The sequence below is a fragment of the Kitasatospora sp. cg17-2 genome, assembly GCF_054031055.1.
Genome location: NZ_CM132923.1, coordinates 4,194,796 through 4,219,352 on the forward strand (window position 1 = coordinate 4,194,796; position 24,557 = coordinate 4,219,352).

The following is a 24,557-nucleotide window of genomic DNA, read 5'->3' on the forward strand; positions in this document are numbered from 1 at the left end:
GGGGCCCGGCGGCCGGACGCGGTGGTCAGACGCCGGCGCGGCGCTCGGCCGCCACCACGATGTTGTTGAGCAGCATGGCGCGGGTCATCGGGCCGACGCCGCCGGGGTTCGGGGAGATCCAGCCGGCCACCTCGGCCACGTTGGGGTGCACGTCGCCGACGATCTTCCCCTCGCTGCGGCTGACGCCGACGTCCAGCACGGCCGCGCCGGGCTTGACGTCCTCCGGCTTGACCAGGTGCGGCACACCGGCGGCGGCGACGATGATGTCGGCCTGGCGCAGGTGGTGGGCGAGGTCGCGGGTGCCGGTGTGGCAGAGGGTGACGGTGGCGTTCTCGCTGCGGCGGGTGAGCAGCAGGCCGATCGAGCGGCCGACGGTCACGCCCCGGCCGACCACGACCACCTCGGCGCCGTCGATCGGCACGCCGTGGCGGCGCAGCAGCTCGACCATGCCGAGCGGGGTGCAGGGCAGCGGGCCCTCGATGCCCAGGGCGAGGCGGCCGAGCGAGGTCGGGTGCAGGCCGTCCGCGTCCTTGTCCGGGTCCATCAGCTCCAGGACCGGGTTCGGGTCGAGGCCCTTGGGCAGCGGCAGCTGGACGATGTAGCCGGTGCAGGTCGGGTCGGCGTTGAGCTCCCGGACGACGTTCTCGACGTCCTCCTGGGTGGCGGTGGCGGGCAGCTCGCGCTGGATCGAGGCGATGCCGATCTCCGCGCAGTCCTTGTGCTTGCCGTTGACGTACCAGCGGCTGCCCGGGTCGTCGCCGACCAGGACGGTGCCGAGGCCGGGGGTGATGCCCTTGGCCTTGAGGGCCGCCACGCGGGTGGCGAGTTCGGACTTGATCGCGGCCGCGGTCGCCTTGCCATCGAGAATCTGCGCAGTCATGACCCCATTCTCCCGGATCGGGGCGGGCGTCCGTGCCACCGGTCCCGGGCCGCGGACGGGCGCCGCCGGGCGGGCCCGGACGGGGGTCGGGCCGGGGCCGCGGGGGGCGGTCCGGGCGGGGGTCGGGCCGGGGCCGCGGGGGGCGGTCCGGGCGGGGGTCGGACGGGCGTCGGACCCGGGCCCGAGGGGGGCCGCGGGCACGGTCCGGACGGGGGTCGGACGGATGCGGAACGTTCGGCTCTTATTGCGGTTGCGCCACAGTCCGGCCCGAGGTGCGGACGCGGCTGGACACGGTACTGCCGTCCGGTCGACGATGAGCAGGCATTCCCCGCCGATTCCGGCCCGGTGACGGGCCGACGGACAGACCCGGCGGGGCGTACTCGGGGGAAGAACGAAGTGAGCCGACCAGACCGCACCGCGCCGACGACCGACCGCCGACGCGGGTTGCCGCGCGCCACCGAGCCGTCACGGCTCCCGTTCGCACGCTTCCCACGGCCCTGAGCGGGCTCGCCCACCGGTCGGCCCACGCCCCCGGTGTCAGTGTGCTCCGCTAACGTCCCGTCCGACCGGCTACCCGTCCAGCCGGCCCGTTCCGGGGCCTCCGCTGTCCCGTCCCCACTTGTCCCAATGCCCGGAGGCATCGATGAGCTACCCGCCCGACCCCAACAACCCGTACAACCAGCCCCAGCAGCCCCAGCAGCCCGGTTACGGCTACCCGCAGCAGGCTCCGCCGGCCGCCGGCTACGGCTACCCGCAGCAGCCCCCGCAGCAGCCGGGCTACGGCGTGCCGCAGCAGCAGGCCTACGCGTACGCGCCGGCGCCGGGGACCCTCCAGGCGAACAACGGCTACATCAACGTCGCCCAGCTCGGCACCGTCAAGCTGGCGACCATGGGCCAGCGCTTCCTGGCCCGGCTGATCGACGGCCTGGCCGTCGGCGCGATCATCGCCCTGGTCATGGCCCTCGGCCTGGCCGGCACGCTCGGCATCGTCAAGGACACCGACGACTGCACGAGCTACACCTACGGCAGCTCGGCCTACAGCGACTGCCTCCAGCAGCAGACCGACGCCGCCAGCGGCGTCCTCGCCACCATGATGATCATGATCGGCGTGCTGGCCGTGTTCAACCTGCTCTACGAGTGGCTGCTGGTCTCCTTCGCCGGCGCCACCCTGGGCAAGATGGCCATGGGCCTGCGCGTGGTCAAGGAGAGCACCGGTCAGAACCCGGGTCTGGGCGGCGGCTTCATCCGCTTCATCATCCCGATCGTCGGCGCGTTCCTCTGCTACATCGGCGCGCTGCTGGTCTACCTGTCGCCGTTCTTCGACAACTCCGGGAAGCTGCAGGGCTGGCACGACCGTGCCGCCGGCACCCTGGTGATCAAGAAGTAACGCGGTACCCCGTACGACGGAACGGCCCGGCCCCCTCGGTGGAGGGAGCCGGGCCGTTCCGTCGTTCCGTGCTGTTCGGCGAGGTGCCGTTCAGCGGCGTACCGTGCGGCGCCGGGCCGCCGGCGGACGCGTCAGTGGAAGAAGTGGCGGGTGCCGGTGAAGTACATGGTCACCCCGGCCTCGGTGGCGGCCGCGACCACCTCTTCGTCCCGGATCGAGCCGCCGGGCTGGACGATCGCCCGCACGCCGGCCGCGATCAGGATCGCCGCGCCGTCCGCGAACGGGAAGAAGGCGTCCGAGGCCGCGTACGAGCCCTTGGCCCGCTCGCCGGCCCGCTCGACCGCGAGCTTGCAGGAGTCGACGCGGTTGACCTGGCCCATGCCGACGCCCACCGAGGCGCCGTCCTTGGCCAGCAGGATCGCGTTGGACTTGACGGCCCGGCAGGCCCGCCAGGCGAACGCCAGCTCGGCCAGCTCGGCCGGGGACAGCGCCTCGCCGGAGGCCAGGGTCCAGGTCGCCGGGTCGTCGCCCTCGGCGTGCACCCGGTCGGCGTCCTGGAGCAGCACGCCGCCGGAGATCGGGCGCACCTCCTGGCGGTTCGCCGGGGCCTCGGGGGCGAGCAGCACGCGCAGGTTCTTCTTGCGGGCCAGCACCTCGACGGCGCCGTCCTCGTAACCGGGGGCCACCACGACCTCGGTGAAGATCGGGGCGATCTGCTCGGCCAGCGCCACCGTGACCGGGCGGTTGACCGCGATCACGCCGCCGTACGCGGAGACCGGGTCGCACTCGTGCGCCTTGCGGTGCGCCTCGGCGACGTCGGCGCCGGTCCCGATGCCGCACGGGTTGGCGTGCTTGATGATCGCGACGGCCGGCTCGGCGTGGTCGTAGGCGGCGCGGCGGGCGGCGTCGGTGTCGACGTAGTTGTTGTACGACATCTCCTTGCCGTGCAGCTGCCGCGCGCCGGCCAGGCCACCGCTGCCGTCGGTGTAGAGCGCGGCGCCCTGGTGCGGGTTCTCGCCGTAGCGCAGCACGTTCTGGCGCTCGAAGGCCGAGCCCAGGAAGGCCGGGAACGCGTCCTCGGTCTCCGTGTAGCCGGACTCCTCGAACCAGTTGGCCACCGCGACGTCGTAGGCGGCGGTGTGGGAGAAGGCCTGGGCGGCCAGCCGCTTGCGGGTCAGCAGGTCGAAGCCGCCGCCCCGGACGGCCGTCAGCACGTCCTGGTAGCGGGCCGGGTCGACCACGACGGCCACCGAGGGGTGGTTCTTGGCGGCGGCGCGGACCATGCTCGGGCCGCCGATGTCGATCTGCTCGACGCACTCGTCCGGGGTGGCGCCGGAGGCGACGGTCGCCTTGAACGGGTAGAGGTTCACCACGACCAGGTCGAAGGGCTCGACGCCCAGCTCGGCCAGCTGCGCGCGGTGCGACTCCAGCCGCAGGTCGGCGAGGACACCGGCGTGCACGCGGGGGTGCAGGGTCTTCACGCGCCCGTCCAGGCACTCCGGGAAGCCGGTCAGCTCGGAGACCTCGGTCACCGGGACGCCCGCGGCGGCGATCCGGCCGGCGGTCGAGCCGGTGGAGACGATGGCGACCCCGGCGGCGTGCAGGCCCTGGGCCAGCTCCTCCAGACCGGTCTTGTCGTACACGCTGATCAGCGCGCGGCGGATCGGCCGGACGTTCTCGGAGACAGGGGGCGTGGTGGGAGCGGCGCTCATGCCGGAATCCATACCTTTCGGTCCTCGATGCGGTGACCCTCGCGGGCCAGCCGGCCCACGACGTCGACGAGCAGCTTGCGCTCGACAGTCTTGATGCGTTCGTGCAGCGCCTCGCCGCCATCGGCGTGGTCGGCGTCGTGGACCTCCACGACGCCCTGCGCGATGATCGGCCCGGTGTCGACACCGGCGTCGACCAGGTGGACGGTGCAACCGGTGACCCTCACCCCGTACGCCAGCGCGTCGGTGACGCCGTGGGCGCCGGGGAAGGAGGGCAGCAGCGCGGGGTGGGTGTTGACGATCCGGCCCGCGAAGGCCTCGACGAACCCGGGGCCGAGGATCTTCATGAACCCGGCCGTGACGACCAGGTCGGGCTCGTACCCGGCGACGGAGGCGGTCAGCGCGCGGTCCCAGTCCGCCCGGTCCCCGTGGTCCTTCACCCGGTGCACGAAGACCGGCAGACCGGCCCGCTCGGCGCGCTCCAGCCCGGCGATGCCGTCCCGGTCCGCGCCCACGGCGAGGATCTCCGCCCCGTACGCGGGGTCGGCGACGGCCTCGATCAGCGCCTGGAGGTTGGTGCCGGAGCCGGAGACCAGCACCACCAGACGGGCCGGTCCGGGCGTGCGGGGCGGGAAGAGCTGAGCGGGGGCGGCGGCCACTGCGCGATTCTCCGTAGGTCGGGCGCCGCCCGCTGGTACATCCACCGGCGGTGGGGCCACTACGAACGGCAGGTCGAGCGGGGAGGAACTCCAGGAGAACCCGCCGCGACGCGGGCCCCGGGGAACCCGTGGGAGCTGCTGACCGTCACCACCATAACGGCTGGTCGGACGGCCTCCGAAACACCGCCCGGGGCTACGCGCGTAGCTGAGACCGGGATCTCGCCGGCCGTCCGGAGCCGGGACCGGGCCCCGGCGGACCGCCGACTCCCGGGCCCCCGGACGTGCCCGGACCCCCCACTGGGGCCCGCGGGAACATAGGGTGGCGCGGGCACCCGCCCCACCGACCGAGAAGGAATGGCCGAACCATGAGCAGCGGTGACGACACCGGCGAGCGCAACCCCTTCGCGCCGCCGCCGGCGGATGCCCCCGAGCAGCCGTGGCGCCCGCGCGCTCCCCAGCCCACCGGCGACCCCGACCGGCCCGAGGGCCAGGAGGGCGACCCGGACGACCGTCCGCTCGTCCCGCCGCCCCACCCGTGGAGCCCCGGCTACCAGGGCGGCGGCTGGAACCCCCGCCCGCCCGCGCCGCAGCCGCCCCGGCTCGACCCGAACGACCCCGCCCAGCGCAAGGCCCGCAACGCCGCGCTGGCCGGCATGGCCGCGCTGGTCTGCGCGTTCGCCGCGCTGCACTACGTCGCCCTGTTCGTCGGCGCGCTCGCCATCGTCTGGGGCGTCTCCGCGATGCGCGCCCCGCGGCCCTCCGCCACCGACGGCGGCACCCCGGCGTCCGCCGTCAACGGCGTCGGCACCGGCACCGGCGCGCAGAACCCGCTCACCCCGGCCGCGCTGGCCGGCATCCTGACCGGCGCGATGACGGTGGTCTTCGTCTCCTCCGTCCTCGGCCTCGCGCTCTACTACAACGACTACGTGACCTGCGTGCAGGACTCGCTGACCTCCAGCGGCGCCGACGGCTGCGACCGGCTCGCGCCGCAGTGGTACGTGGACATCACCACGAAGAGCGACTGAGCCCGGTCAGCGCGCCGGGCCGCCGGGGGCGCCGGGGGCCTTCAGGGCGTCCGGGGTCTTCGGGGCCTCCTCGGCCTTCGGGACACCGGGGGCTCCGGCCAGGCGGGTGACCAGGCCGTAGGCGCGGGCGCGCAGCAGGAGCGCGCCCCGGCGGGCGGTCACGGCGAGCGCCCCCGGGGCGAGTCGGACGCCGGACCGCCACGACCTGTCCGGGCCGCCCGCCGCCGCCCGCAGCGCCCGGGACCGCGTCAGCACCGCGACCGGGGCGGACACCACCGCGACCCAGCCCGCCGCCGCCGGCGCCGTCCACCACGGCACCGGCCCCAGCTCCGCCATCCGGCCCGCCCCCAGCGCCCCGCCGGCGAGCCACCCCAGCCCCGCCGCCGCACCGCCGACCAGCAGCCCCGACGCCAGCGCCGCCACCACCGTCGCCGCCACCGGCCACGGGGCACCCGGCCGCACCGGCCCGGACGCCCGCCCGCCGACCCGCAGACCGCCGTCCGCCGAGGCCGCCCGGCCCAGCAGCAGCCCCGGCACCACACCCGCCAGCGCGGGCAGCGCGCACACCGCCAGCCGCCAGCCGCCCGCCCCGGGCTCCGGGAGCAGCGCGAACAGCGGGAACTCCGGCACCGGGCCCAGCGCCGTCCGCACCGGCGACACCACCGTCCCGGCCCCCACCGCGAACCCGGGCCCGAGCGCGTACGCCGCGCCCCACAGCACCGTGTTCGGCAGCAGTACCAGGGCCAGCAGCAGCACCCCGGCCACCGCCGCCGGCCCGCCCGAGAACACCGCCGACCCGGCGCCCCCGCCCACCGCGGTCAGCACCGCCGCCACCGCGACCACCAGTCCGCCGACCGCCAGCAACCCCGCCCCGGCCGCGAGCGCGGCCACCCGGACCACCGGCGCGCCGCCGGTCGGCCGAACCCGTTCCGGCAATCCGGCCAGCGCCCGTTCCAGGGCCTCCACCCCGACCGGGGCCGCCCCCGGCCGCCGCGCCCCGGCCGCCACCGCCGCGCCGGCCACCAGCGCGACCACGGCGAGGTCGGCCACCACCCGGGCCCGGAACTCCCCCGCCCCCGCGCACTGCGCCACCACCGCGCACGCCACCGCGCAGTAGCCGGCCCAGACCGCCGGGACCCCGCCCCGGCCCACCGGCCGTCCCACGCCGCGCGCCGCCACCCGGCCCGCCGCCCGGTACAACTGGCCCACCGCCAGCAGCCCCAGCCCCAGCGGAGCGACCGAGAGCGGCACCCCGGCCGGCCCGCGCAGCACCGGCGCACCGTGCCCCAGCAGCCACAACGCGGACGCCAGCCGCAGCGCCCCGGTCGCGCCGTCGTCCGCGAAGGGGGTCACCACCCAGAGCCCGAGCACCGGAACGGTGACCACCGACAGCCCGAGCAGGGCCGTCCGGACCCCGGCGAGCAGGGCGGAGAGGACGGGCCTGGCCCCCAGTTCGCCCGGCGCTCCCAGAATCGGACGACCCGTCAGCTGCGTCATGGGCCTCATCGTGCCAAGGCGACTCGCCATGCTCCGTGAAGAGGCAAACTGCCGGGGTGTCCCAGATTATTGGCTTATGCGCATTTTCAGACCATGCCCTCTCACCGCCGCGACCGATCCGGCCCGGAGCGTCTGATGACCAAGCCCCCGACCGCCGCCCGCACCGGCACCCAGCCCGCACCTCCCGCCGCACCCGCCGCCGCGCCCCCCGCGCCGAACCGCGGCGGGAAGGGTCGCCCCGGCAAGCGCAAGGGCGGCCGGGGCCGGACCGGCTCCACCACCGGGACGGACGGGGCCGCGCAGAACGGCGGGGGGACGCCGGACGCGGACGCGGCGGCCCTGCTGCGCCGACTGACGGCCCGTGAGGCCGAGGCCTTCGCCCACCTCGCGGCCGGCCGGGACCTCGCCGAGACCGCCACCGCCCTGGGCGTCACCCCGACCACGGCCCGCAGCTACCAGCACCGCGCCCTGCGCAAGCTGGGCACCCGTACACAGGCCGAGATCGCCGCCCTGGCGGCGCTGCTGCCGGCGCCGGGGGCGGCTGCCTCGTCGGCCCCTGCCTCGGCCGGGGTCGGGGCCGGGGCCGCAGATCCGGCGTCAGCTGCCGCTGCGGCGAAGGCCGGTGCGGGTGGCGACGGCCACCGACCGGCCGCGCCCGGGGACGCCCCGGCCCGGAAGGCCGTCCGGTCCCGGCCGGCACCCGCCGCGCCGACGGCCGGGACCGCGCGCACCGGCCGACCGTCGCCGTCGGCGGCCCGGAACGCCACGGCGGACACGCCCGTGACGCCCGTGACGGATCCGAAGCCCGCACGGACCCGGCCGGGCATGGTCGGCGCGGACGGGGCCACCGCCGCACAGCCGTCCGGCACCGCGCCCGCGCCCGCGCCCACGCCCACGCGGCCGACGCGCACGGGCAAGGGCCCCGAGCCCCGGGCGACGGGCGTGACGGCCGGGGCCGGAACCCGGTCCGCGCCCGCGCCGACCGCCCCCGAGGCCGCCACCGGCCCCACCCCCGCCGCCGGTGGACGCCCCGGCCCCACGGGCCGGCGGGGCACCGAGTCCCGCCCGACGGGCGTGACGGCCAGGACCGGAGCTCCGGCCGCGCCCGCGCCGACCGCGGACAGGAGCACGACCGGCCCCGGCCCCACGGACCGCCGAGGCACCGAGGCCCGCCCGACCGCCGACAAGGCCGCGACCGGCCCGTCCCCCGCCGCCGGACGCGCGGGCCGGACGGACCGGGGCGGCGAGACCCGCCCGACGGGTACGGCGGCCGGGCCCGGAACCCGGTCCGGACCGACACCGTCCCCCGCCGGCACCGAACGCCCGCCCGCGGGGTTCGAGGAGGTGTACGAGGAGGCGCACACCCGGCTGGTGCAGCAGGTGTTCCTGCTCACCGCGTGCAAGCACCGGGCGGTGCACTGCGTCGGACGGGCGTTCGGCGAGGCGCGGCGGCACTGGCCGGAGCCGGCCGCCGGGGCCGGGCCCGAGCAGTGGGTGCGGATCCGGGCGTTCGAACTGGCGCTGTCCCCCTGGCACCGGGGCGGACCCCGGCGGGCGCACGCGTGGCGGTTGCCGCACCGGCGGATCAAGGTGCGGCCGGCGGACGAGGCCCAGGCGGTGCTGCCGGACCACGACCGCCTCACCGACCGGGACCGGGCCCTGCTCAAGGCGCTGCGCCGGCTCTCCCGCCCCCAGCGCCGGGCGCTGGTGCTGCACGACGGCCTGGGGCTGCCGGCCGCCGCCGTGGCGGTGGAGGTGGAGTCCACGGTCGCCGCCGCCGAGGGGCGGGTGTGGGCGGCGCGGACGGCGCTGGCGCAGTGGGTCCCGGACCTGGTGGGGCCGGATCCGGCGGCGGACGGGTTCGCGGACCGGCTGTCCGGGCTGCTGCACCGGGCCGCGGTGCGCGGGGTGCCGGAGCCGCACCGGCCGCCGGTGCCGCTGCTGCGGGCCCGGCAGGGGCTGGTGCACGTGAGCCGGACGGGAGCGGCGGCGCTGCTGACGGTGGCCGTCGGCGGCGCGGTGGCGGCGACGCTGGCGGGCGGCGGGCCGGGCGAGCTGTTCCGGCCGTCGGACCCGCCGCCGCCGGTGCTCTGCGCGCCGGTCCCGACGCTCGCGACCGAGCCGGACGCCCTGCTGCCGCTGCTCCAGGCCGGGGCGCCGTCCGGGATCCACAGCCTCTGGTGCTCGCCGACACCGGGGCTGGAGCCGGTCGTGGTGGATCCGCCGCCGCCCCGCGAGGACGGTCCGTACCGGCCGCCGGCGGGCGGCCGGGCCGGGGTGGCGCTGCCGCCGCCGGCCGCGGTGGTCCCGGAGTCGCCGGGCTGCGCGTCCTGGGTGCTGCGTCCCTGCCCGACGGAGCACCGGCAACCGCGCTGACCCCGCACAGCACCGAGCACCGAGCACCGAGCACCACAGGAGCGGTACGGGAGCGGCACGGGAGCGGCTCCGGGAACGACAGCGCCCCCGTACCGGCGAGGCCGGTACGGGGGCGCTGTGCGCGAGCGGGGGGCGTCAGCCCTTGTACAGCTCACGGGCCAGGCGGGCGGTCTCGGACGGCGTCTTGCCGACCTTGACACCGGCGGCCTCGAGGGCCTCCTTCTTGGCCTGGGCGGTGCCCGAGGAGCCGGAGACGATGGCGCCGGCGTGGCCCATGGTCTTGCCCTCCGGGGCGGTGAAGCCCGCGACGTAGCCGACGACCGGCTTGGTGACGTGCTCGGCGATGTAGGCCGCGGCACGCTCCTCGGCGTCGCCGCCGATCTCACCGATCATGACGATGAGCTCGGTCTCCGGGTCCTCCTGGAACGCCTTGAGGGCGTCGATGTGGGTGGTGCCGATGACCGGGTCACCGCCGATGCCCACGGCCGAGGAGAAGCCGATGTCCCGCAGCTCGTACATGAGCTGGTAGGTCAGGGTGCCGGACTTCGAGACCAGGCCGATCTTGCCGGCCTTGGTGATGTCGGCCGGGATGATGCCGGCGTTCGACTGTCCGGGGCTGATCAGACCGGGGCAGTTCGGGCCGATGATCCGGGTCTTGTTGCCCTTGGAACCGGCGTAGGCCCAGAACGCGGCGGTGTCGTGCACCGGGACGCCCTCGGTGATGACGACGGCCAGGCCGATCTCGGCGTCGATGGCCTCGACGACGGCGTCCTTGGTGAACTTCGGCGGCACGAAGATGACGGTGACATCGGCACCGGTCTTCTCGATGGCCTCGGCGACGGTGCCGAAGACGGGCACCTCGGTGCCGTCGACGTCAACGGTGGTGCCGGCCTTGCGCGGGTTGACACCGCCGACGATCTGGGTGCCGGAGGCGAGCATGCGGCGGGTGTGCTTCATGCCCTCGGAGCCGGTCATGCCCTGGACGATGACCTTGCTGTCCTTGGTAAGGAAGATAGCCATGGTGTGAAAGTCCCCTTCCTTACTTGTTGGCCAGCTCGGCGGCGCGGTCGGCCGCACCGTCCATGGTGTCCACCTGCTCGACGAGCGGGTGGTTGGCGTCGGTCAGGATCTGCCGGCCGAGCTCGGCGTTGTTGCCGTCGAGACGGACGACCAGCGGCTTGGTGACCGCCTCGCCCTTCTCCTCGAGCAGCGCGAGGGCCTGCACGATGCCGTTGGCGACCGCGTCACAGGCGGTGATGCCACCGAAGACGTTGACGAAGACCGACTTGACGTCGGCGTCGCCGAGGATGATCTCCAGGCCGTTCGCCATGACCTCGGCGGAGGCGCCGCCACCGATGTCGAGGAAGTTGGCGGGCTTGACGCCGCCGTGGTTCTCACCGGCGTACGCGACCACGTCGAGGGTGCTCATGACGAGACCCGCGCCGTTGCCGATGATGCCGACGGCACCGTCGAGCTTGACGTAGTTGAGACCCTTGGCCTTGGCGGCGGCCTCCAGCGGGTTGGCCGCGGCCTTGTCCTCGAGCGCCTCGTGCTCCGGCTGGCGGAACTCGGCGTTCTCGTCCAGGGAGACCTTGCCGTCGAGCGCGATGATCTTGCCCTCGCCGGACTTGATCAGCGGGTTGACCTCGACGAGGAGGGCGTCCTCCTTGATGAAGACGGTCCACAGCTTCTGCAGGACGTCGGCGACCTGGTCGGCGACCTCGGCCGGGAACTTCGCCGCGGCGACGATCTCGGCGGCCTTCTCCGGGGTGCAGCCCTCGTTGGCGTCGACCGGGATCTTGGCGAGCGCGTCGGGGTTCTCCTCGGCGACGACCTCGATCTCCACGCCGCCCTCGACGCTGGCCATGGCCAGGAAGGTGCGGTTGGTGCGGTCCAGCAGGAACGAGACGTAGTACTCGTCCTTGATGTCCGCGGTCTGGGCCAGCATCACCTTGTGCACGGTGTGGCCCTTGATGTCCATGCCGAGGATCTGCTCGGCCTTGGCGACAGCGTCGGCCGGGTCGGCGGCCAGCTTCACGCCGCCGGCCTTGCCTCGGCCTCCCACCTTCACCTGAGCCTTGACGACGGCGCGGCCGCCGAAGCGCTCGGCGATGGCGCGAGCCGCTTCGGGGGTCTCGATGACATCGCCGTCAAGCACGGGAACACCGTGCTTGGCGAAGATGTCCCTCGCCTGGTACTCGAACAGGTCCACGTGTTTGTCCTTGTTCGTGGTCGCGGATTGTGTCTCTACGAGCGTGCCACGGCAGGATCTTCGCTGCGGGTCGTCGAGGCGGTGCGGGTACGCAGAGGTACGGCCTTGCGGCCCACACAGCCACGGGCGCACACGTCAATTCACACGCGCGTCACGTCCGTCTGGCAGGTTATCCCCGCCGGACGGGCCTGTTTCGCCCGGGGCCTGCCAGTCTTTGGTGAGAACCGTCACAGAAAGCCCGGAGGGCGTGCGCCCGGCGCTCGGACCGGCGGGTTTGCTCGTCCACGCCCCATGTTCCCCCGTACGAGTGAGAGCGGCGCGCGCCGGGCCGACATCCCGGGTCGCGGCCGCCGGACACGGACCCTTCCCCCCACCCGCGGCCGGCCCCTTTTCACACCCCTTGGTCCGGGACCGGGATCGGGCGCTTCCCGATCGCCGCCGCCATGATCTCCGGGAAGGCGTCGGGGGTGCAGGCGAAGGCCGGGGCGCCGAGGGCGGCCAGCGCGGCGGCGTGCGCGTGGTCGTAGGCCGGCGCGCCCTCGTCGGAGAGCGCCAGCAGGGCGATGAACTGGACGCCCGCCGCCTTCATCGCGGCCACCCGCTTGAGCATCCCGTCCCGGATGCCGCCCTCGTAGAGGTCGCTGATCAGGACGACGACCGTCTCGGCCGGCCGGGTGATCCGGGACTGGCAGTAGGCGAGCGCCCGGTTGATGTCGGTGCCGCCGCCGAGCTGGGTCGCGAAGAGCACGTCGACCGGGTCGGCGAGCTGCTCGGTGAGGTCGACCACCGAGGTGTCGAAGACCACCAGCCGGGTGTCCAGGCTCTTCATCGAGGCGAGCACGGCGCCGAACACCGCCGCGTGCACCACGGACGCGGCCATCGAGCCGGACTGGTCGATGCAGAGGACGACGTCCTTCTTCACCGCGCGCCGGGCCCGGGCGTAGCCGACCAGCCGCTCGGGGACGACGGTGCCGTGCTCGGGCAGGTAGTTCGCCAGATTGGCCCGGACGGTGCGGTCCCAGTCGATGTCGCGGTGGCGCGGGCGGCCGACCCGGGCGCCGCGGTCCAGCGCGCCGCCGACGGTGGCCCTGGTCCGGTCGGCCAGCCTGCGCTCCAGCTCGGCGACCACCGTGCCGACGACCGCGCGGGCGGTCTCCCGGGTGGTCTCGGGCAGCGCGTGCTTGAGCGAGAGCAGGGTGGCGACCAGGTGGACGTCCGGCTCGACGGCCTCCAGCATCTCCCGTTCCAGCAGCAGCTGCTCCAGCCCGAGCCGGGTGATCGCGTCCTGCTGCATCAACTGGACGACGGTGGCCGGGAAGTACTCGCGGATGTCGCCCAGCCAGCGGGCCACCTGCGGGGCCGAGCCGCCCAGGCCGGCGGAGCGGCGCCCGGAGCGCGGCTGCCCGGCCCGGCCCTCCTCGGGGGCGCCCCGGTAGAGCGCGGCGAGCGCGCCGTCCATCGCGGCGTCCCGGCCGTGCAGGGCGCGGCCGGTGCCGTCGGCCTCGCCGCCGAGGACCAGCCGCCAGCGGCGCAGCCGCTCGTCGGCGGGGGTGGTGGGGGGCAGGGGGGTGCCGGCGGCCATCGGGGGCTCCTCTGGTTGCGGTCTGCGGGACGGGCGGGGGTGGCCGGTGGCCGTCAGGTGTCGCGGCCCCCGGCCTGCCGGGGGATCCTCGGGCGGTCGGCCCCGGGGGCGGCCGCGGGGACGGCCTCGGCCCCGACCGCGGCGCCGGCCGGCAGGCCGAGCAGCAGGGCGACCACCGGCAGCGCGGCGCCGGCCCGGGCGAGGTCCACCTCGGCGGCCTCCACCGCCGGTTCGGCGCCGCCGGAGTCGAGCGGACCGGCCGCCACCCGGCTGCCGACGGCGTGTCGGACCCCGGCCTCCAGGGTGGCGAAGGTGCGGCGCAGCAGCGGCAGCAGATCGGTGAAGACCGCCGCCGGGACGCCGGTCAGCCAGGCGTCCAGCAGTCCCAGCAGCCGGGGGTCGTGCAGCAGCAGCGCGCCGCCGCCGGACAGGAAGCCCTCGATCCACCCGGCCGCGTCCGCCGGGCCGTTGGCGGTGGAGAGCACCAGGCCGAGCCGCCGCCCGGCCTCCGCCGGGTCCAGCCGGCCGTCGTCCAGCAGCAGCCGGACGGCCCGCCCGCGCAGCAGCCCGGGCACCCCGGTGGCCGGTCCGCCGGACGGCTCGCGCCGGGCGAGCGACCGCAGCGTGCCGGCCCAGCGGTCGGCGAGGCCGTCGCCGTCGCCCAGCAGGCCGATCGCGCCGTGCACCTCGTCGAGGTGGGCGCGCATCGCGGCGGCGCCGGCGGCGTCCAGTCCGGTGCAGGCGGGCGGCAGGCCGACCCGGATCCGGTCGGCGAGCCCGGCGGCGACCTCGCCGAGGGCGCCGTGGTCGGTGCCCCGGACGTCGCCGTAGCGCAGCGCGCGGACCAGCGCGGGCAGGGCGCGGGCCAGGTGGGCGACATCGGTGTCCAGGGCGGCGAGGTCGGCGAGCACCCGCATCACGGCGGGCAGCGCCTCGGCCAGGTCGGCCACCAGGCAGGTCTCCACCAGCCCGGTGAGCTCGGCGAGTTCGGCCGCCGCCCGGGCGGTGCCGACGGCCTTGCCGACCGCCGCCCGCTCGACCGTGGTGCCCCACTGGGCGGCCTCGGCGATCCGGACGGCGAACTCGGGCTGCCAGCACAGCCGCCAGCTCTCCCGGAAGGTGCCGGTGGAGGCGACCTGGGAGCGGACCGGCACACCCCAGTCGACGCCCAGCAGCCGCAGCCGGTGCAGCAGCCGGGAACGGGCCGCGTCGGTCTCCTTGCGCAGGTCGAGGTCGAGGTCGCGCGGTTCGGGCGCGGGCTTGAGCCGCAGGGTGCGCTGGAGCCGGGCCAGGTCGCGCTGGAGCGGGACGGCGGGAGCGTCCTCGGGCACCGAGCCGAGCGCGTCGCCGATCACCAGCCGGTCCCGGACCAGCGCGAGGGCGACGTCCGAGCCCTCGCACATCACCGCGCGGACGGCGTCCAGCGTCTCGGTCAGCCCGGCCAGCGGGCGGCCGCGCAGCCCGGCGAGGGCGCGGGCCAGCCGGACCGCCTCGATGACGTGCGCGGAGGAGACCGGGTGGTCCTCGGCGCGGAGCAGTCCGGCGGCCCGGGTGAGCCAGCCGGGCAGCGGGTCGCCGTCCGTCCGGTGCAGGTGGTGGTACCAGCCCGGGGAGACGATCCCGGCGCCGTACCCGGCCAGTTGGGAGAGCCGGCGGTGCGTCCAGGGCACCCAGGTGACCTCGGTCCGCACCTTCTTCGGCAGCCCGGCGAGCAGCGCCCGGTCCTGGGCGACGGTCGGCGACTCGGCCAGCGCGGGGACGTGGAAGGCCCCGCAGACCACCGCGATCCGGCGGTGGCCGGCCCGGCGGGCGGCGCGGATCCGGCCGCGCATGTACGCCTCGCGCTGCCGGTCGCGCAGGCTCGCTCCGCCGTCCTCGCGCAGCACCGCCATCGCCTCGGCGACGGCCGCGAACGGCGCGAGCGCGTCCTCGCCGTCGGCGGGGCGGCGGTGCTCGACGACGTCCTCCCACCAGCGTTCGGGGTCGTCGTGGCCGGCCGCCTCGGCGAGCCGGGCGATCGGGTCGCGCGGCAGGGCGGCGTCCTCCTCCTCGGCGCCGCCGTCCCCGCCCTCGGCGAAGGAGTGCCCGGCCGGCAGGTCGATGAACTGGAGCGGCACGCCCCGGTCGACGGCGTGGCGGATCGCCACCCACTCCGGCGAGAACTCGGCGTAGGGCCAGAACGCGGCCCGGGCCGGGTCGTCGGCCGCGTGGGCCAGCAGGGCGACCGGCGGCACCATGTCCTTCTCCGCGGCCAGCCCGAGGATCGGCTCCGCCTCCGGCGGCCCCTCCACCAGGACCGCGTCCGGCCGCAGCCGCTCCAGCGCGGCCGCCACCGCGCGGGCCGAGCCCGGCCCGTGGTGCCGTACGCCCAGCAGCGTCACCTCTGCGCTCATCGCGCCCCCTCCCGTCGTCGGCGATTCCTGCGTTCCCGCGTTCCTGCGTCCGTACGTTGTCGCGGTCGTACGTTCCCGCGTCCGTACGTTGCCGCGGTCGTGCTGCTCAGCGGGCGTTCTCACGGGCGGCGCGGTAGAAGTCCTGCCAGCCGTCCCGCTCGCGGACCACGCCCTCGACGTACTCGCGCCAGATCTGCTGGTCGGCGGCCGGGTCCCGGACCACGGCGCCGATCACCCCGGCCGCGACGTCGCCGGCCCGCAGCACCCCGTCGCCGAAGTGCGCGGCGAGCGCCAGGCCGTTGGTGACCACCGAGATGGCCTCGGCGGTGGACAGGGTGCCGCTCGGGATCTTCACCTTCGTCCGGCCGTCGGCGGTGAGGCCGGCCCGCAGCTCCCGGAAGACGGTCACCACCCGCCTGATCTCCTGCGCGCCGCCCGGCAGTTCGGGCAGCTGGAGCGAGCGGCCGAGCTGCTCGACCCGGCGGGTGACGATCTCGACCTCCTCCTCCAGCGAGCCGGGCAGCGGCAGCACCACGGTGTTGAAGCGGCGGCGCAGCGCGCTGGACAGCTCGTTGACCCCCCGGTCGCGGTCGTTGGCGGTGGCGATGACGTTGAATCCGCGCACGGCCTGGGTCTCGGTGCCCAGCTCCGGGATCGGCAGGGTCTTCTCGGACAGGATGGTGATCAGACTGTCCTGGACGTCCGCCGGGATCCGGGTGAGCTCCTCGACCCGGGCGATCCGGCCGTCCGCCATCGCCCGCATCAGCGGCGAGGGGACGAGCGCCTCCCGGCTGGGCCCGTCGGTGAGCAGCCGGGCGTAGTTCCAGCCGTAGCGGACCGCCTCCTCCGGGGTGCCCGCGGTGCCCTGCACCAGCAGGGTGGAGTCGCCGCTGATGGCCGCCGCCAGGTGCTCGGACACCCAGGTCTTGGCGGTGCCCGGCACCCCGAGCAGCAGCAGCGCCCGGTCGGTGGCGAGCGTGGTGACGGCGACCTCCACCACCCGGCGCGGGCCGATGTACTTGGGCGTGATCACGGTGCCGTCGTCCAGCTCGCCGCCCAGCAGGTAGGTGGCGACGGCCCACGGGGAGAGCCGCCAGCGCTCCGGGCGCGGACGGTCGTCCCGGGCCGCGAGCGCGGCCAGCTCGTCGGCGAACGCGTCCTCCGCGTGCTGCCGCAGGACATCGGTCACGAGGTCAGTCATCGGGGCCCCTTCGGGTCGGCCCTCCGGGCACACGGATGCCCGGGCGGCGGGGTGGTCGGGGGGAGCCGGATCGGCGTCCCGGCCTGCGACAACCAGCCTGCACCGGACCACTGACAATCCTGACCGGACCTCAGTTCGGGCCGCTCCGGGGCCGGGTCGACTGTCAGTGCCGGCGCCTAACGTCGTCGGCATGGAGGAACGCTGGAGCACCGAACACGTCCTGTCCCTGGCGCCCGACGCCGCCTCGCGGAAGGCCGCGGGCAAGCTCTCCACGTCCGCGTCCTGGTCGGCCGCGGGCACCGACGGCGACGCGGTCTGGGGCGAGTGCCGGGGCAGCGGCAGCTCGCCGTACCGCACGGTCGTCGAACTCGCCGCGCCCGCCTACCGGTGCAGCTGCCCGAGCCGGAAGTTCCCGTGCAAGCACGCGCTCGGACTGCTGCTGCTCTGGAGCGGCTCCCCCGACGCCGTGCCCGGCGGCGCCGAGCCCGCCGACTGGGCGGCCGAGTGGCTGAAGGAGCGCCAGGAGCGGTCCGGGCAGCGGGCCGCACGGACCTCGGCCCCGGCCGACCCGGCCGCCGCCCTGCGGCGCGCCGGGAAGCGCTCCGCCCGGGTCGCGGCAGGCGCCGCCGAGCTGCGGCTGCGGCTCGCCGACCGGGTCCGGCACGGCCTCGCCGACAGCTCCACCGCCGGCCCCTGGGAGGAGGTCGCGGCCCGCATGGTCGACGCCCAGGCACCCGGCCTGGCCACCAGGGTCCGGGAGCTGGACACGCTGCCGCAGCACCGACTCCTGGAGGAATACGCGATGCTCCACCTGCTCGCCACCGCCGCGACCCGGCTCGGCGAACTGCCCGCGCCGCTCGCCGCGACCGTGCGCGCCCGGGTCGGCTACACCACCGAGACCGCCGAACTGCTGGCCGGCCCGACGGTCCGGGACCGCTGGCAGGTGCTCGGCAGCCGCACCTCGCCGATGGAGGGCGGCGCCGACGAGCGGCTGACCACCCGTCGGCTCTGGCTCCGCGGCGCCAAGACCGGCCGTCAGGCCCTGCTGATCGCCTTCGGCCGCCCCGGGCAGGCGCCCGAACTCGCCCTGCCCACCGGCCAGGTGGTCGAGGCCGAGCTGGCCTTCCACCCCGGCGCCCGACCGCTGCGGGCCGCCCTCGGCACCCGCTACGGCGCTCCCGGGGCCGCGCCCGACGGCCCGCCGCCCGGTCTGACCGTCGCCGAGGCGGTGGCCTGCTACGGCACCGCGGTGGCCGACGATCCGTGGCTGGACGCCTGGCCGACCGTGCTCACCGGGGTCGTGCCGGTGCTCTCCCCCGAGGGCTGGCAGCTCACCGACGGCCGGCACACCGCCCCGGTGCACCGCGCGGCCGTCACCGAGGCCGCGCTCTGGCGGCTCGCCGCCGTCTCCACCGGCCGGCCGCTCACCGTCTTCGGCGAGTACGGCCACCAGGGCTTCACCCCGGTCACCGCCTGGGGCGCGGACGGCCGTCCGATCGGCCTCACCGCGCCCTGAGCCGACCGGCCCGCCCGCTCCCGGTCCGACCCACTCGGTCCGAACCGCCCGAACCGCCCGCCCCGACCGACCCGACGTCCGGCCCGACCGACCCGGCCCGACGTCCGGGCCGACGTCCGACCCGACCCGTTCCACCGGAGGAGGCCCCGTGCCCGACCCCTGGGAGTCCCTGCAGACCGCCGCCCTGCTGGGCACCGACCGCCGGCCGCTCCCCGCGCCCGGCCCGGCCGCCCCGTACGACGGCGCCGTCGACCGCGCCGACCCGGCCACCGCCCTGCTCGAACTCGCCGCCCTGGAGACGGTCCGCCGCCGGGCCGGCGCGCTGCCCGCCCCGGCGGCCGGCCCGCCCGCCGCCCCGGCCGCCGAGGACCACCGGGCGGAGCTGCCCGCCGCGGCCGCCCGTCGGCTCTCGCTGCTGCTCTCCACCCGCGGCACCGGCGGGGGCGTGCTCGCCAACCACGGCGAGCTGCTCCCGCAGTGGCTCGCCACCGCCCGCGACCGCGGCTACCGCGCACCCGCCGCGAGCGTCCCCGCCCTGCTGGACGCCGCCCGCGCCCGCAGCGAACTGCGCCCGGACGCGGTCGCGCTGGCCGGCCCGCTCGGCCGCTGGCTCGCCGAGCGCAACCCGGACTGGCGGTTCGTGCAGCGCGCCGCCCCGACGCCGGCACCGGCGGCGGAGACCGCCCCCGCCGAGGGCGACCGGCTCTGGCACGAGGGCCTGTTCGCCGAGCGGGTCACCCACCTCACCCTGCTCCGCCGCCGCGACCCGGCGGCCGGCCTCGCGCTGCTGCGCGGCACCTGGCCCACCGAGCGGGCCGAGGACCGGCTGCTGTTCCTGGACGCCCTCCAGGAGGGCCTCTCGCCCGCCGACGAGCCGTTCCTGGAGGCCGCGCTCGGCGACCGCAGCAAGAACGTCCGGGCCACCGCCGCCGAGTTGCTCTCCACCCTGCCCGGCTCCGCCCTGGCCGCCCGGATGGGAGAGCGGGCCCGCGCCGCCGTCCGGCTCTCCGAGCACGGCACCCATCTGCTGGTCACCCCGCCGACCGCCTGCGACCCGGCCATGCAGCGCGACGGCATACCGCCCAAGTCGCCGACCGGGCGCGGCGAACGGGCCTGGTGGTTCGGCGAGGTGATCGCCGCCGCGCCGCTGGCCCTCTGGTCCGCGCACACCGGTCTGACTCCCGAGCGACTGCTCGGCCTGCGGGTCGGCGACGCCATCGACGAGACCAGCAGCACCTGGGCCGACGACCTGCGCGAGGCCTGGGCCCGGGCCGCCGTCCGCCAGCAGGACCCCGACTGGGCGCGCGCCCTGCTCGGCCCCCCGCCGGTCGCCGGTCCCGGGCGGACGGCCCGCGCCACCGGTGCCCCGGCCAAGCTGCTCGCGGTGCTGCCGCCCGCCGAACGGGCCGTCTGGACGGCCGCCTTCGTCGAGGCGCACGGCCTGGGGGACGCCTTCCAGCTGCTCGGGGCCTGCGCCACCCCCTGGACGCCGCCGCTCTCCACCGCCGTGGTCGGGGCCCTGGCCCGGGCCGCCGGTTCCGGGGCCTACCCGTGGAGCCACAGCGGGGTGCTCGGCATGACCGAGCGGGCGCTCTCGCCGACGGCCGCCGGAGCGGTCGAGGAACTGGCCGCCGGGGCCGCGCCCGCCACCGCCTGGGGCGAGACCTTCGCCCGGCTGGCCGGGACGCTGCGCTTCCGCGAGGCGATGCTCGCCGAACTGGCGGCCTGACCCGGACCGGCCCCGGACCGGGCGAAGCGGCGAGGGCGGAACGGATCGGGGCCGGACGTCGCGCCCGGCCCCGGCCCGGCTGTCAGCCGGCGGCGCGCAGGTTGGCCGTGACCCAGGCGACCACCTCGGTGGTCGGCGTGCCCGGCGTGAAGATGTCGGCGACACCCATCGCCTTCAGCTCGACGATGTCCTCGGGCGGGATGATCCCGCCGCAGAACACCTTGATGTCCGCCGCGTCCCGCTCCTTCAGCAGCTCCAGCACCCGCGTGCACAGGCTCATGTGCGCGCCGGACAGGATCGACAGGCCGATGCCGTCCGCGTCCTCCTGGATCGCGGTGTCGACCACCTGCTCCGGCGTCTGGTGCAGGCCGGTGTAGATGACCTCCATGCCGGCGTCGCGCAGGGCGCGCGCGATGACCTTGGCGCCTCGGTCGTGCCCGTCCAGCCCCGGCTTGGCGACCACCACGCGGATCGGTCCTGACACACCCATCACTGCCTCCTGGACCTCGTCGTCCATCCCCCGCCGGGCCTTGTGGGCATGGAGCGGAGTTAACGAGCAATAACCAATCTGAGGGGAGGTTAGCGCCACCCGTCCCGGTTGGGCCCGCCGCCCCTCAAGAGGAGGGGAAAATCACAGGCGCCCGCCGCCCTTCCCCGGCTTCTACCCCGCAACCGCACGCCCACAGCCCCTTGACAACCGGACTTTTGTCCGGATGTCGGGCTTGCGGCTACAGTCTCGGTCGTTTACCCCCTCGTCCGACGACGCGCCCGAGGAGGCAGCCGCGATGGCTCCCGAAGCCGCACCTCGCCCGACCCGTGCGGAACTGCGCGTCGCCGCCCGCGAGCAGTCCCGGGCCCAGCGCCGCGACGCCGCCAAGGCTGCCACCCGGACGGCGCTGCTGCGCGTCGCGCTGCCCTCGGTGGCCGCGCTCGGTGTCGCGGCCGCGGCCGCCGTCACCGTCCAGGGCGAGGCCGACCAGCAGCGCGCCCAGGCGACCGGCCGGATCCCCGAGCAGACCGCCGCCGCCGCGGACACCGCCCAGGCCGCCCAGGCCGCCCAGCAGGCGCTCGCCTCCGGCGGCGGCGCCCAGGCCTCCCGGGGCGACGCCCGCCAGCCGCTCACCGGCACCCAGGGCGCGGCCGACCCCGCCGGGCAGCCGGCCGCCCAGGTCACCACGACCGACCAGGCCCCGCCTGAGCGCCCCAGGATCGCGATGCCGGTGGCCCAGCACGGCCTGGGCGAGGTCTTCGGCGCGGCCGGCACCCACTGGTCGAAGCGGCACACCGGTATCGACTTCCCGGTGGACGGCGGCACCGCCGTCATGGCCGTCACGGACGGCACCGTCCGGACCCAGTGGAACCCTTCGTACGGCTACATGACGATACTCAAGATGGCCGACGGCACCGAGGCCTGGTACTGCCACCTGCGGTCGTACAAGATCCGCAAGGGCACGGTGAAGGCGGGCGACGTCATCGCCTTCGTCGGCAGCAGCGGCAACAGCACCGGCCCGCACCTGCACTTCGAGATCCGCCCGGCCGACGGCGGCGCCCCCGTCGACCCGCTGCCCTGGTTCCTCGCCCAGGGCCTCGACCCGCGCTGAGGCAGCGCGGGCCGAGCGACCCCGATCAGGCCGCGGGCCGGACCACCGACCGGGCCACAGGTCAGGTCAGGTCAGGTCAGGCCGGGTCACCGACCGGACCGCGGGCCGGGTCACCGACCGGACGACCGGCTCAGAGCTTCTCCACCGGCGCGTAGCGCAGCAGCAGCTGCTTGCGGCCCTCCGTACCGAAGTCCACCGTGGCCTGCGCCTTGTCGCCGACCCCGCTGGTGGCCACCACCGTGCCCAGGCCGAAGGTGTCGTGGGTGACCCGGTCGCCGACCGCCAGCGCGACCACTTCCCGCTCCACCGCCGCGCCCGCACGGCGCGCCGACTGCCCCCAGCCCGCCTTCGGCGAGGCCGCCGCAGCACCGCGCGCGGAGCCCCCGCGCGACGAACCGCCCGAACCGCCCGAGCCGCCCGAGGACCTCCCGCCCCAGGACGACCCCGAGGAGAAGCCGCGCGCGGCCGGCGCCGGTACGCCCCCCGTGCGCTTCCACTCCACCAGCGTCTCCGGGATCTCCTCCAGGAAGCGCGAGGCCGGGTTGTACGCCGGCTGCCCCCAGGCGCTGCGCAGCACCGACCTGGTCAGGTAGAGCCGCTGCCGCGCCCGGGTGAGCCCGACGTAGGCGAGCCGCCGCTCCTCCTCCAGCTCCTTGACCTGGTTGAGCGCCCGCATGTGCGGGAAGATGCCGTCCTCCATGCCGGTCAGGAAGACCACCGGGAACTCCAGGCCCTTGGCGGTGTGCAGGGTCATCATCGTGATGACGCCCCGGCCCTCGTCGTCCCCGTCGGGGATCTGGTCCGAGTCGGCGACCAGCGCGACCCGCTCCAGGAAGTCGGGCAGCGAGCCGACCGGCGGCGCGCCGTCCTCCCCCGCGTCCGGACGCTCGCCCGGGTCCTGCTCGTACTCCAGGGCGACCGAGGCCAGCTCCTGGAGGTTCTCCACCCTGGTCTCGTCCTGCGGGTCCGTGGAGGCCTGCAGCTCGGCCAGGTAGCCGGTCTCCTCCAGCACCGCCTCCAGCACCGCGGCCGGGCCCGCCCCGGACTCGACGACCTGGCGCAGCCCGGCCATCAGCTCGTTGAACTTCTTCACCGCGTTGGCCGAGCGCGCGGCCATGCCGTACGCCTCGTCGACCCGGCGCAGCGCCTGCGCGAAGGAGATCCGCTCGCGCGCGGCCAGCGCGTCGATCATCGCCTCGGCGCGCTCGCCGATGCCCCGCTTGGGCACGTTGAGGATCCGGCGCAGCGGCACGGTGTCCTCGGGGTTGGACAGCACCCGCAGGTAGGCGAGGACGTCCTTCACCTCCTTGCGCTCGTAGAAGCGCACCCCGCCGACGACCTTGTACGGCAGGCCGACCCGGATGAACACCTCCTCGAACACGCGGGACTGCGCGTTGGTGCGGTAGAAGATCGCGACGTCCCCGGGCTTGGCCGCGTCCGCGTCGGTGAGCCGGTCGATCTCGTCGGCGATGAACTGGGCCTCGCCGTGCTCGTCGTCCGCGACGTAGCCGACGACCTTCTCGCCGTCGTCGCCGGCCGTCCAGAGCTTCTTCGCGCGCCGGTTGGCGTTGCGCTCGATGACGGCGTTGGCCGCGCTCAGGATGGTCTGGGTGGAGCGGTAGTTCTGCTCCAGCAGGATCGTGGTGGCGTTCGGGTAGTCCTCCTCGAACTGGAGGATGTTGCGGATCGTCGCGCCGCGGAAGGCGTAGATCGACTGGTCCGCGTCACCGACCACGCACAGCTCGGCGGGCGGCACCTCGGCGAGCCGGCCGGCCGCCGGGTCGACGAGGTCACCGTCGACGGTGCGCTTCGGCGCGGCGGCGACCGCGCCGCCGCTCAGCTCCCGGACCAGCATGTACTGGGCGTGGTTGGTGTCCTGGTACTCGTCGACCAGGATGTGCCGGAACCGCCGCCGGTAGTGCTCCGCGACGTCGGGGAAGGCCTGGAGCAGGTTCACCGTCGTCATGATGATGTCGTCGAAGTCGAGCGCGTTGGCCTCGCGCAGCCGCCGCTGGTAGAGGAAGTACGCCTCGGCGAGCTTCTTCTCCATCGGGTTGGCGGCCTGGTCGGCGTAGGTCTCCTCGTCGATCAGCTCGTTCTTGAGGTTGCTGACCTTCGAGGTGAAGGACTTCGGCGGGTACTGCTTCGGATCGAGGTCGAGATCCCGGCAGACCAGGGCCATCAGACGCTGCGAGTCGGCCGAGTCGTAGATCGAGAACGACGAGGTGAAGCCGAGCAGCTTGGACTCGCGGCGCAGGATCCGCACACAGGCGCTGTGGAAGGTGGACACCCACATCGCCCGGGCGCGCGGGCCGACCAGCTGCTCGACGCGCTCGCGCATCTCGCCGGCCGCCTTGTTGGTGAAGGTGATCGCCAGGACCTCGCCGGGCTGCACGCCGCGGGCGCCGAGCAGGTGGGCGATCCGGTGGGTGAGCACCCTGGTCTTGCCGGAGCCGGCCCCGGCCACGATCAGCAGCGGCGAACCGGCGTGCAGCACGGCCTCGCGCTGCGGGTCGTTCATGCCCTCCAGCAGCGCCGCCGGGTCGATCACCGGACGGGCGGCGCCGTTGCGGTAGAAGGCGTCCCGCTCGGCCTGCGCGGCGTGGTCGGTGTGGAACAGCCCCTCGGGGATCGCCTCCTCGAAGGCGTCGTACGGGACGTCGTCCTCGTACGGCGGCGGCTCCTCGTCGATCGGCGGCGCGGGCTGCTTCGACCCGGCGGCAGGGGCCTCGAAACCGGGGAGCGGGAGGTCGTCAAAGAGGCTATTCATGGCAATGACGAGTCTATGGC

At 75.7% G+C, this 24,557-nt stretch carries 17 protein-coding genes; 6 read left to right on the forward strand and 11 right to left on the reverse strand.

Annotation, left to right across the window (positions count from 1 at the left end; all coding sequences use genetic code 11):
- Nucleotides 1–25: 25 nt before the first annotated feature.
- Nucleotides 26–880: a bifunctional methylenetetrahydrofolate dehydrogenase/methenyltetrahydrofolate cyclohydrolase gene (locus ACW14Y_RS17415; RefSeq protein WP_380305324.1), complete on the reverse strand. Its 855-nt coding sequence runs from the start codon at nt 878–880 to the stop codon at nt 26–28.
- Between the two features lie 643 nt (nt 881–1,523).
- Between ACW14Y_RS17415 and ACW14Y_RS17420 the strand changes: the two genes are divergently transcribed.
- The gene (locus tag ACW14Y_RS17420; RefSeq protein WP_380305326.1) at nt 1,524–2,267 is read left to right on the forward strand and encodes an RDD family protein; all 744 of its coding nucleotides are present in this window, start codon (nt 1,524–1,526) and stop codon (nt 2,265–2,267) included.
- A 131-nt stretch (nt 2,268–2,398) separates the two neighbouring features.
- On the opposite strand, the gene purH is transcribed toward ACW14Y_RS17420, so the two are convergent.
- Both purH and purN read right to left on the reverse strand, forming a co-directional pair.
- Nucleotides 2,399–3,979, reverse strand: coding sequence for a bifunctional phosphoribosylaminoimidazolecarboxamide formyltransferase/IMP cyclohydrolase (gene purH / locus ACW14Y_RS17425; RefSeq protein WP_340632284.1), 1,581 nt, complete (start codon nt 3,977–3,979; stop codon nt 2,399–2,401).
- Nucleotides 3,976–4,635: a phosphoribosylglycinamide formyltransferase gene (purN, locus tag ACW14Y_RS17430; RefSeq protein ID WP_380305328.1), complete on the reverse strand. Its 660-nt coding sequence runs from the start codon at nt 4,633–4,635 to the stop codon at nt 3,976–3,978. The genes purH and purN overlap by 4 nt, the downstream gene beginning before the upstream one ends.
- A 365-nt stretch (nt 4,636–5,000) precedes the next feature.
- On the opposite strand from purN, the gene ACW14Y_RS17435 reads away from it, so the two are divergent.
- Nucleotides 5,001–5,660, forward strand: a complete 660-nt coding sequence (locus ACW14Y_RS17435) for a hypothetical protein (RefSeq protein ID WP_380384065.1) — start codon at nt 5,001–5,003, stop codon at nt 5,658–5,660.
- Between the two features lie 6 nt (nt 5,661–5,666).
- Here the strand turns inward: ACW14Y_RS17435 and ACW14Y_RS17440 are convergent, their stop codons facing one another.
- Complete coding sequence (locus ACW14Y_RS17440; RefSeq protein ID WP_456987531.1) at nt 5,667–7,157, reverse strand: cell division protein PerM; 1,491 nt, start codon at nt 7,155–7,157, stop codon at nt 5,667–5,669.
- 135 nt (nt 7,158–7,292) lie between these two features.
- Here ACW14Y_RS17440 and ACW14Y_RS17445 point away from each other — a divergent pair, with 135 nt between their 5' ends.
- Nucleotides 7,293–9,533, forward strand: coding sequence for a LuxR C-terminal-related transcriptional regulator (locus ACW14Y_RS17445; RefSeq protein ID WP_456987533.1), 2,241 nt, complete (start codon nt 7,293–7,295; stop codon nt 9,531–9,533).
- A gap of 135 nt (nt 9,534–9,668) precedes the next feature.
- On the opposite strand, the gene sucD is transcribed toward ACW14Y_RS17445, so the two are convergent.
- The 5 genes from sucD to ACW14Y_RS17470 form a co-directional block, all read right to left on the reverse strand.
- On the reverse strand, nt 9,669–10,553 hold the full coding sequence (sucD, locus tag ACW14Y_RS17450; protein ID WP_266269855.1) for a succinate--CoA ligase subunit alpha: 885 nt from the start codon (nt 10,551–10,553) through the stop codon (nt 9,669–9,671).
- 19 nt (nt 10,554–10,572) lie between these two features.
- On the reverse strand, nt 10,573–11,745 hold the full coding sequence (gene sucC / locus ACW14Y_RS17455) for an ADP-forming succinate--CoA ligase subunit beta (protein ID WP_380384074.1): 1,173 nt from the start codon (nt 11,743–11,745) through the stop codon (nt 10,573–10,575).
- A gap of 391 nt (nt 11,746–12,136) precedes the next feature.
- Nucleotides 12,137–13,327: a VWA domain-containing protein gene (locus ACW14Y_RS17460; protein WP_380384077.1), complete on the reverse strand. Its 1,191-nt coding sequence runs from the start codon at nt 13,325–13,327 to the stop codon at nt 12,137–12,139.
- 53 nt (nt 13,328–13,380) lie between these two features.
- Entirely contained in the window at nt 13,381–15,720 is a 2,340-nt protein-coding gene (locus ACW14Y_RS17465; protein WP_402722368.1) for a DUF5682 family protein, read from the reverse strand.
- Between the two features lie 106 nt (nt 15,721–15,826).
- On the reverse strand, nt 15,827–16,921 hold the full coding sequence (locus ACW14Y_RS17470) for an ATP-binding protein (RefSeq protein WP_380437825.1): 1,095 nt from the start codon (nt 16,919–16,921) through the stop codon (nt 15,827–15,829).
- Nucleotides 16,922–17,111: 190 nt separating this feature from the next.
- Between ACW14Y_RS17470 and ACW14Y_RS17475 the strand changes: the two genes are divergently transcribed.
- Nucleotides 17,112–18,437: an SWIM zinc finger family protein gene (locus tag ACW14Y_RS17475; RefSeq protein ID WP_456987537.1), complete on the forward strand. Its 1,326-nt coding sequence runs from the start codon at nt 17,112–17,114 to the stop codon at nt 18,435–18,437.
- A gap of 148 nt (nt 18,438–18,585) precedes the next feature.
- Complete coding sequence (locus ACW14Y_RS17480; protein WP_456987539.1) at nt 18,586–20,166, forward strand: DUF5691 domain-containing protein; 1,581 nt, start codon at nt 18,586–18,588, stop codon at nt 20,164–20,166.
- An 82-nt stretch (nt 20,167–20,248) separates the two neighbouring features.
- On the opposite strand, the gene ACW14Y_RS17485 is transcribed toward ACW14Y_RS17480, so the two are convergent.
- Nucleotides 20,249–20,656, reverse strand: coding sequence for a cobalamin B12-binding domain-containing protein (locus ACW14Y_RS17485; RefSeq protein ID WP_030393356.1), 408 nt, complete (start codon nt 20,654–20,656; stop codon nt 20,249–20,251).
- Nucleotides 20,657–20,951: 295 nt separating this feature from the next.
- On the opposite strand from ACW14Y_RS17485, the gene ACW14Y_RS17490 reads away from it, so the two are divergent.
- A complete protein-coding gene (locus tag ACW14Y_RS17490; RefSeq protein WP_380384092.1) occupies nt 20,952–21,767 on the forward strand; it encodes a M23 family metallopeptidase in 816 nt (271 codons plus the stop codon).
- Between the two features lie 130 nt (nt 21,768–21,897).
- On the opposite strand, the gene pcrA is transcribed toward ACW14Y_RS17490, so the two are convergent.
- Nucleotides 21,898–24,537, reverse strand: coding sequence for a DNA helicase PcrA (pcrA, locus tag ACW14Y_RS17495; protein WP_380305350.1), 2,640 nt, complete (start codon nt 24,535–24,537; stop codon nt 21,898–21,900).
- Between the last annotated feature and the right edge of the window lie 20 nt (nt 24,538–24,557).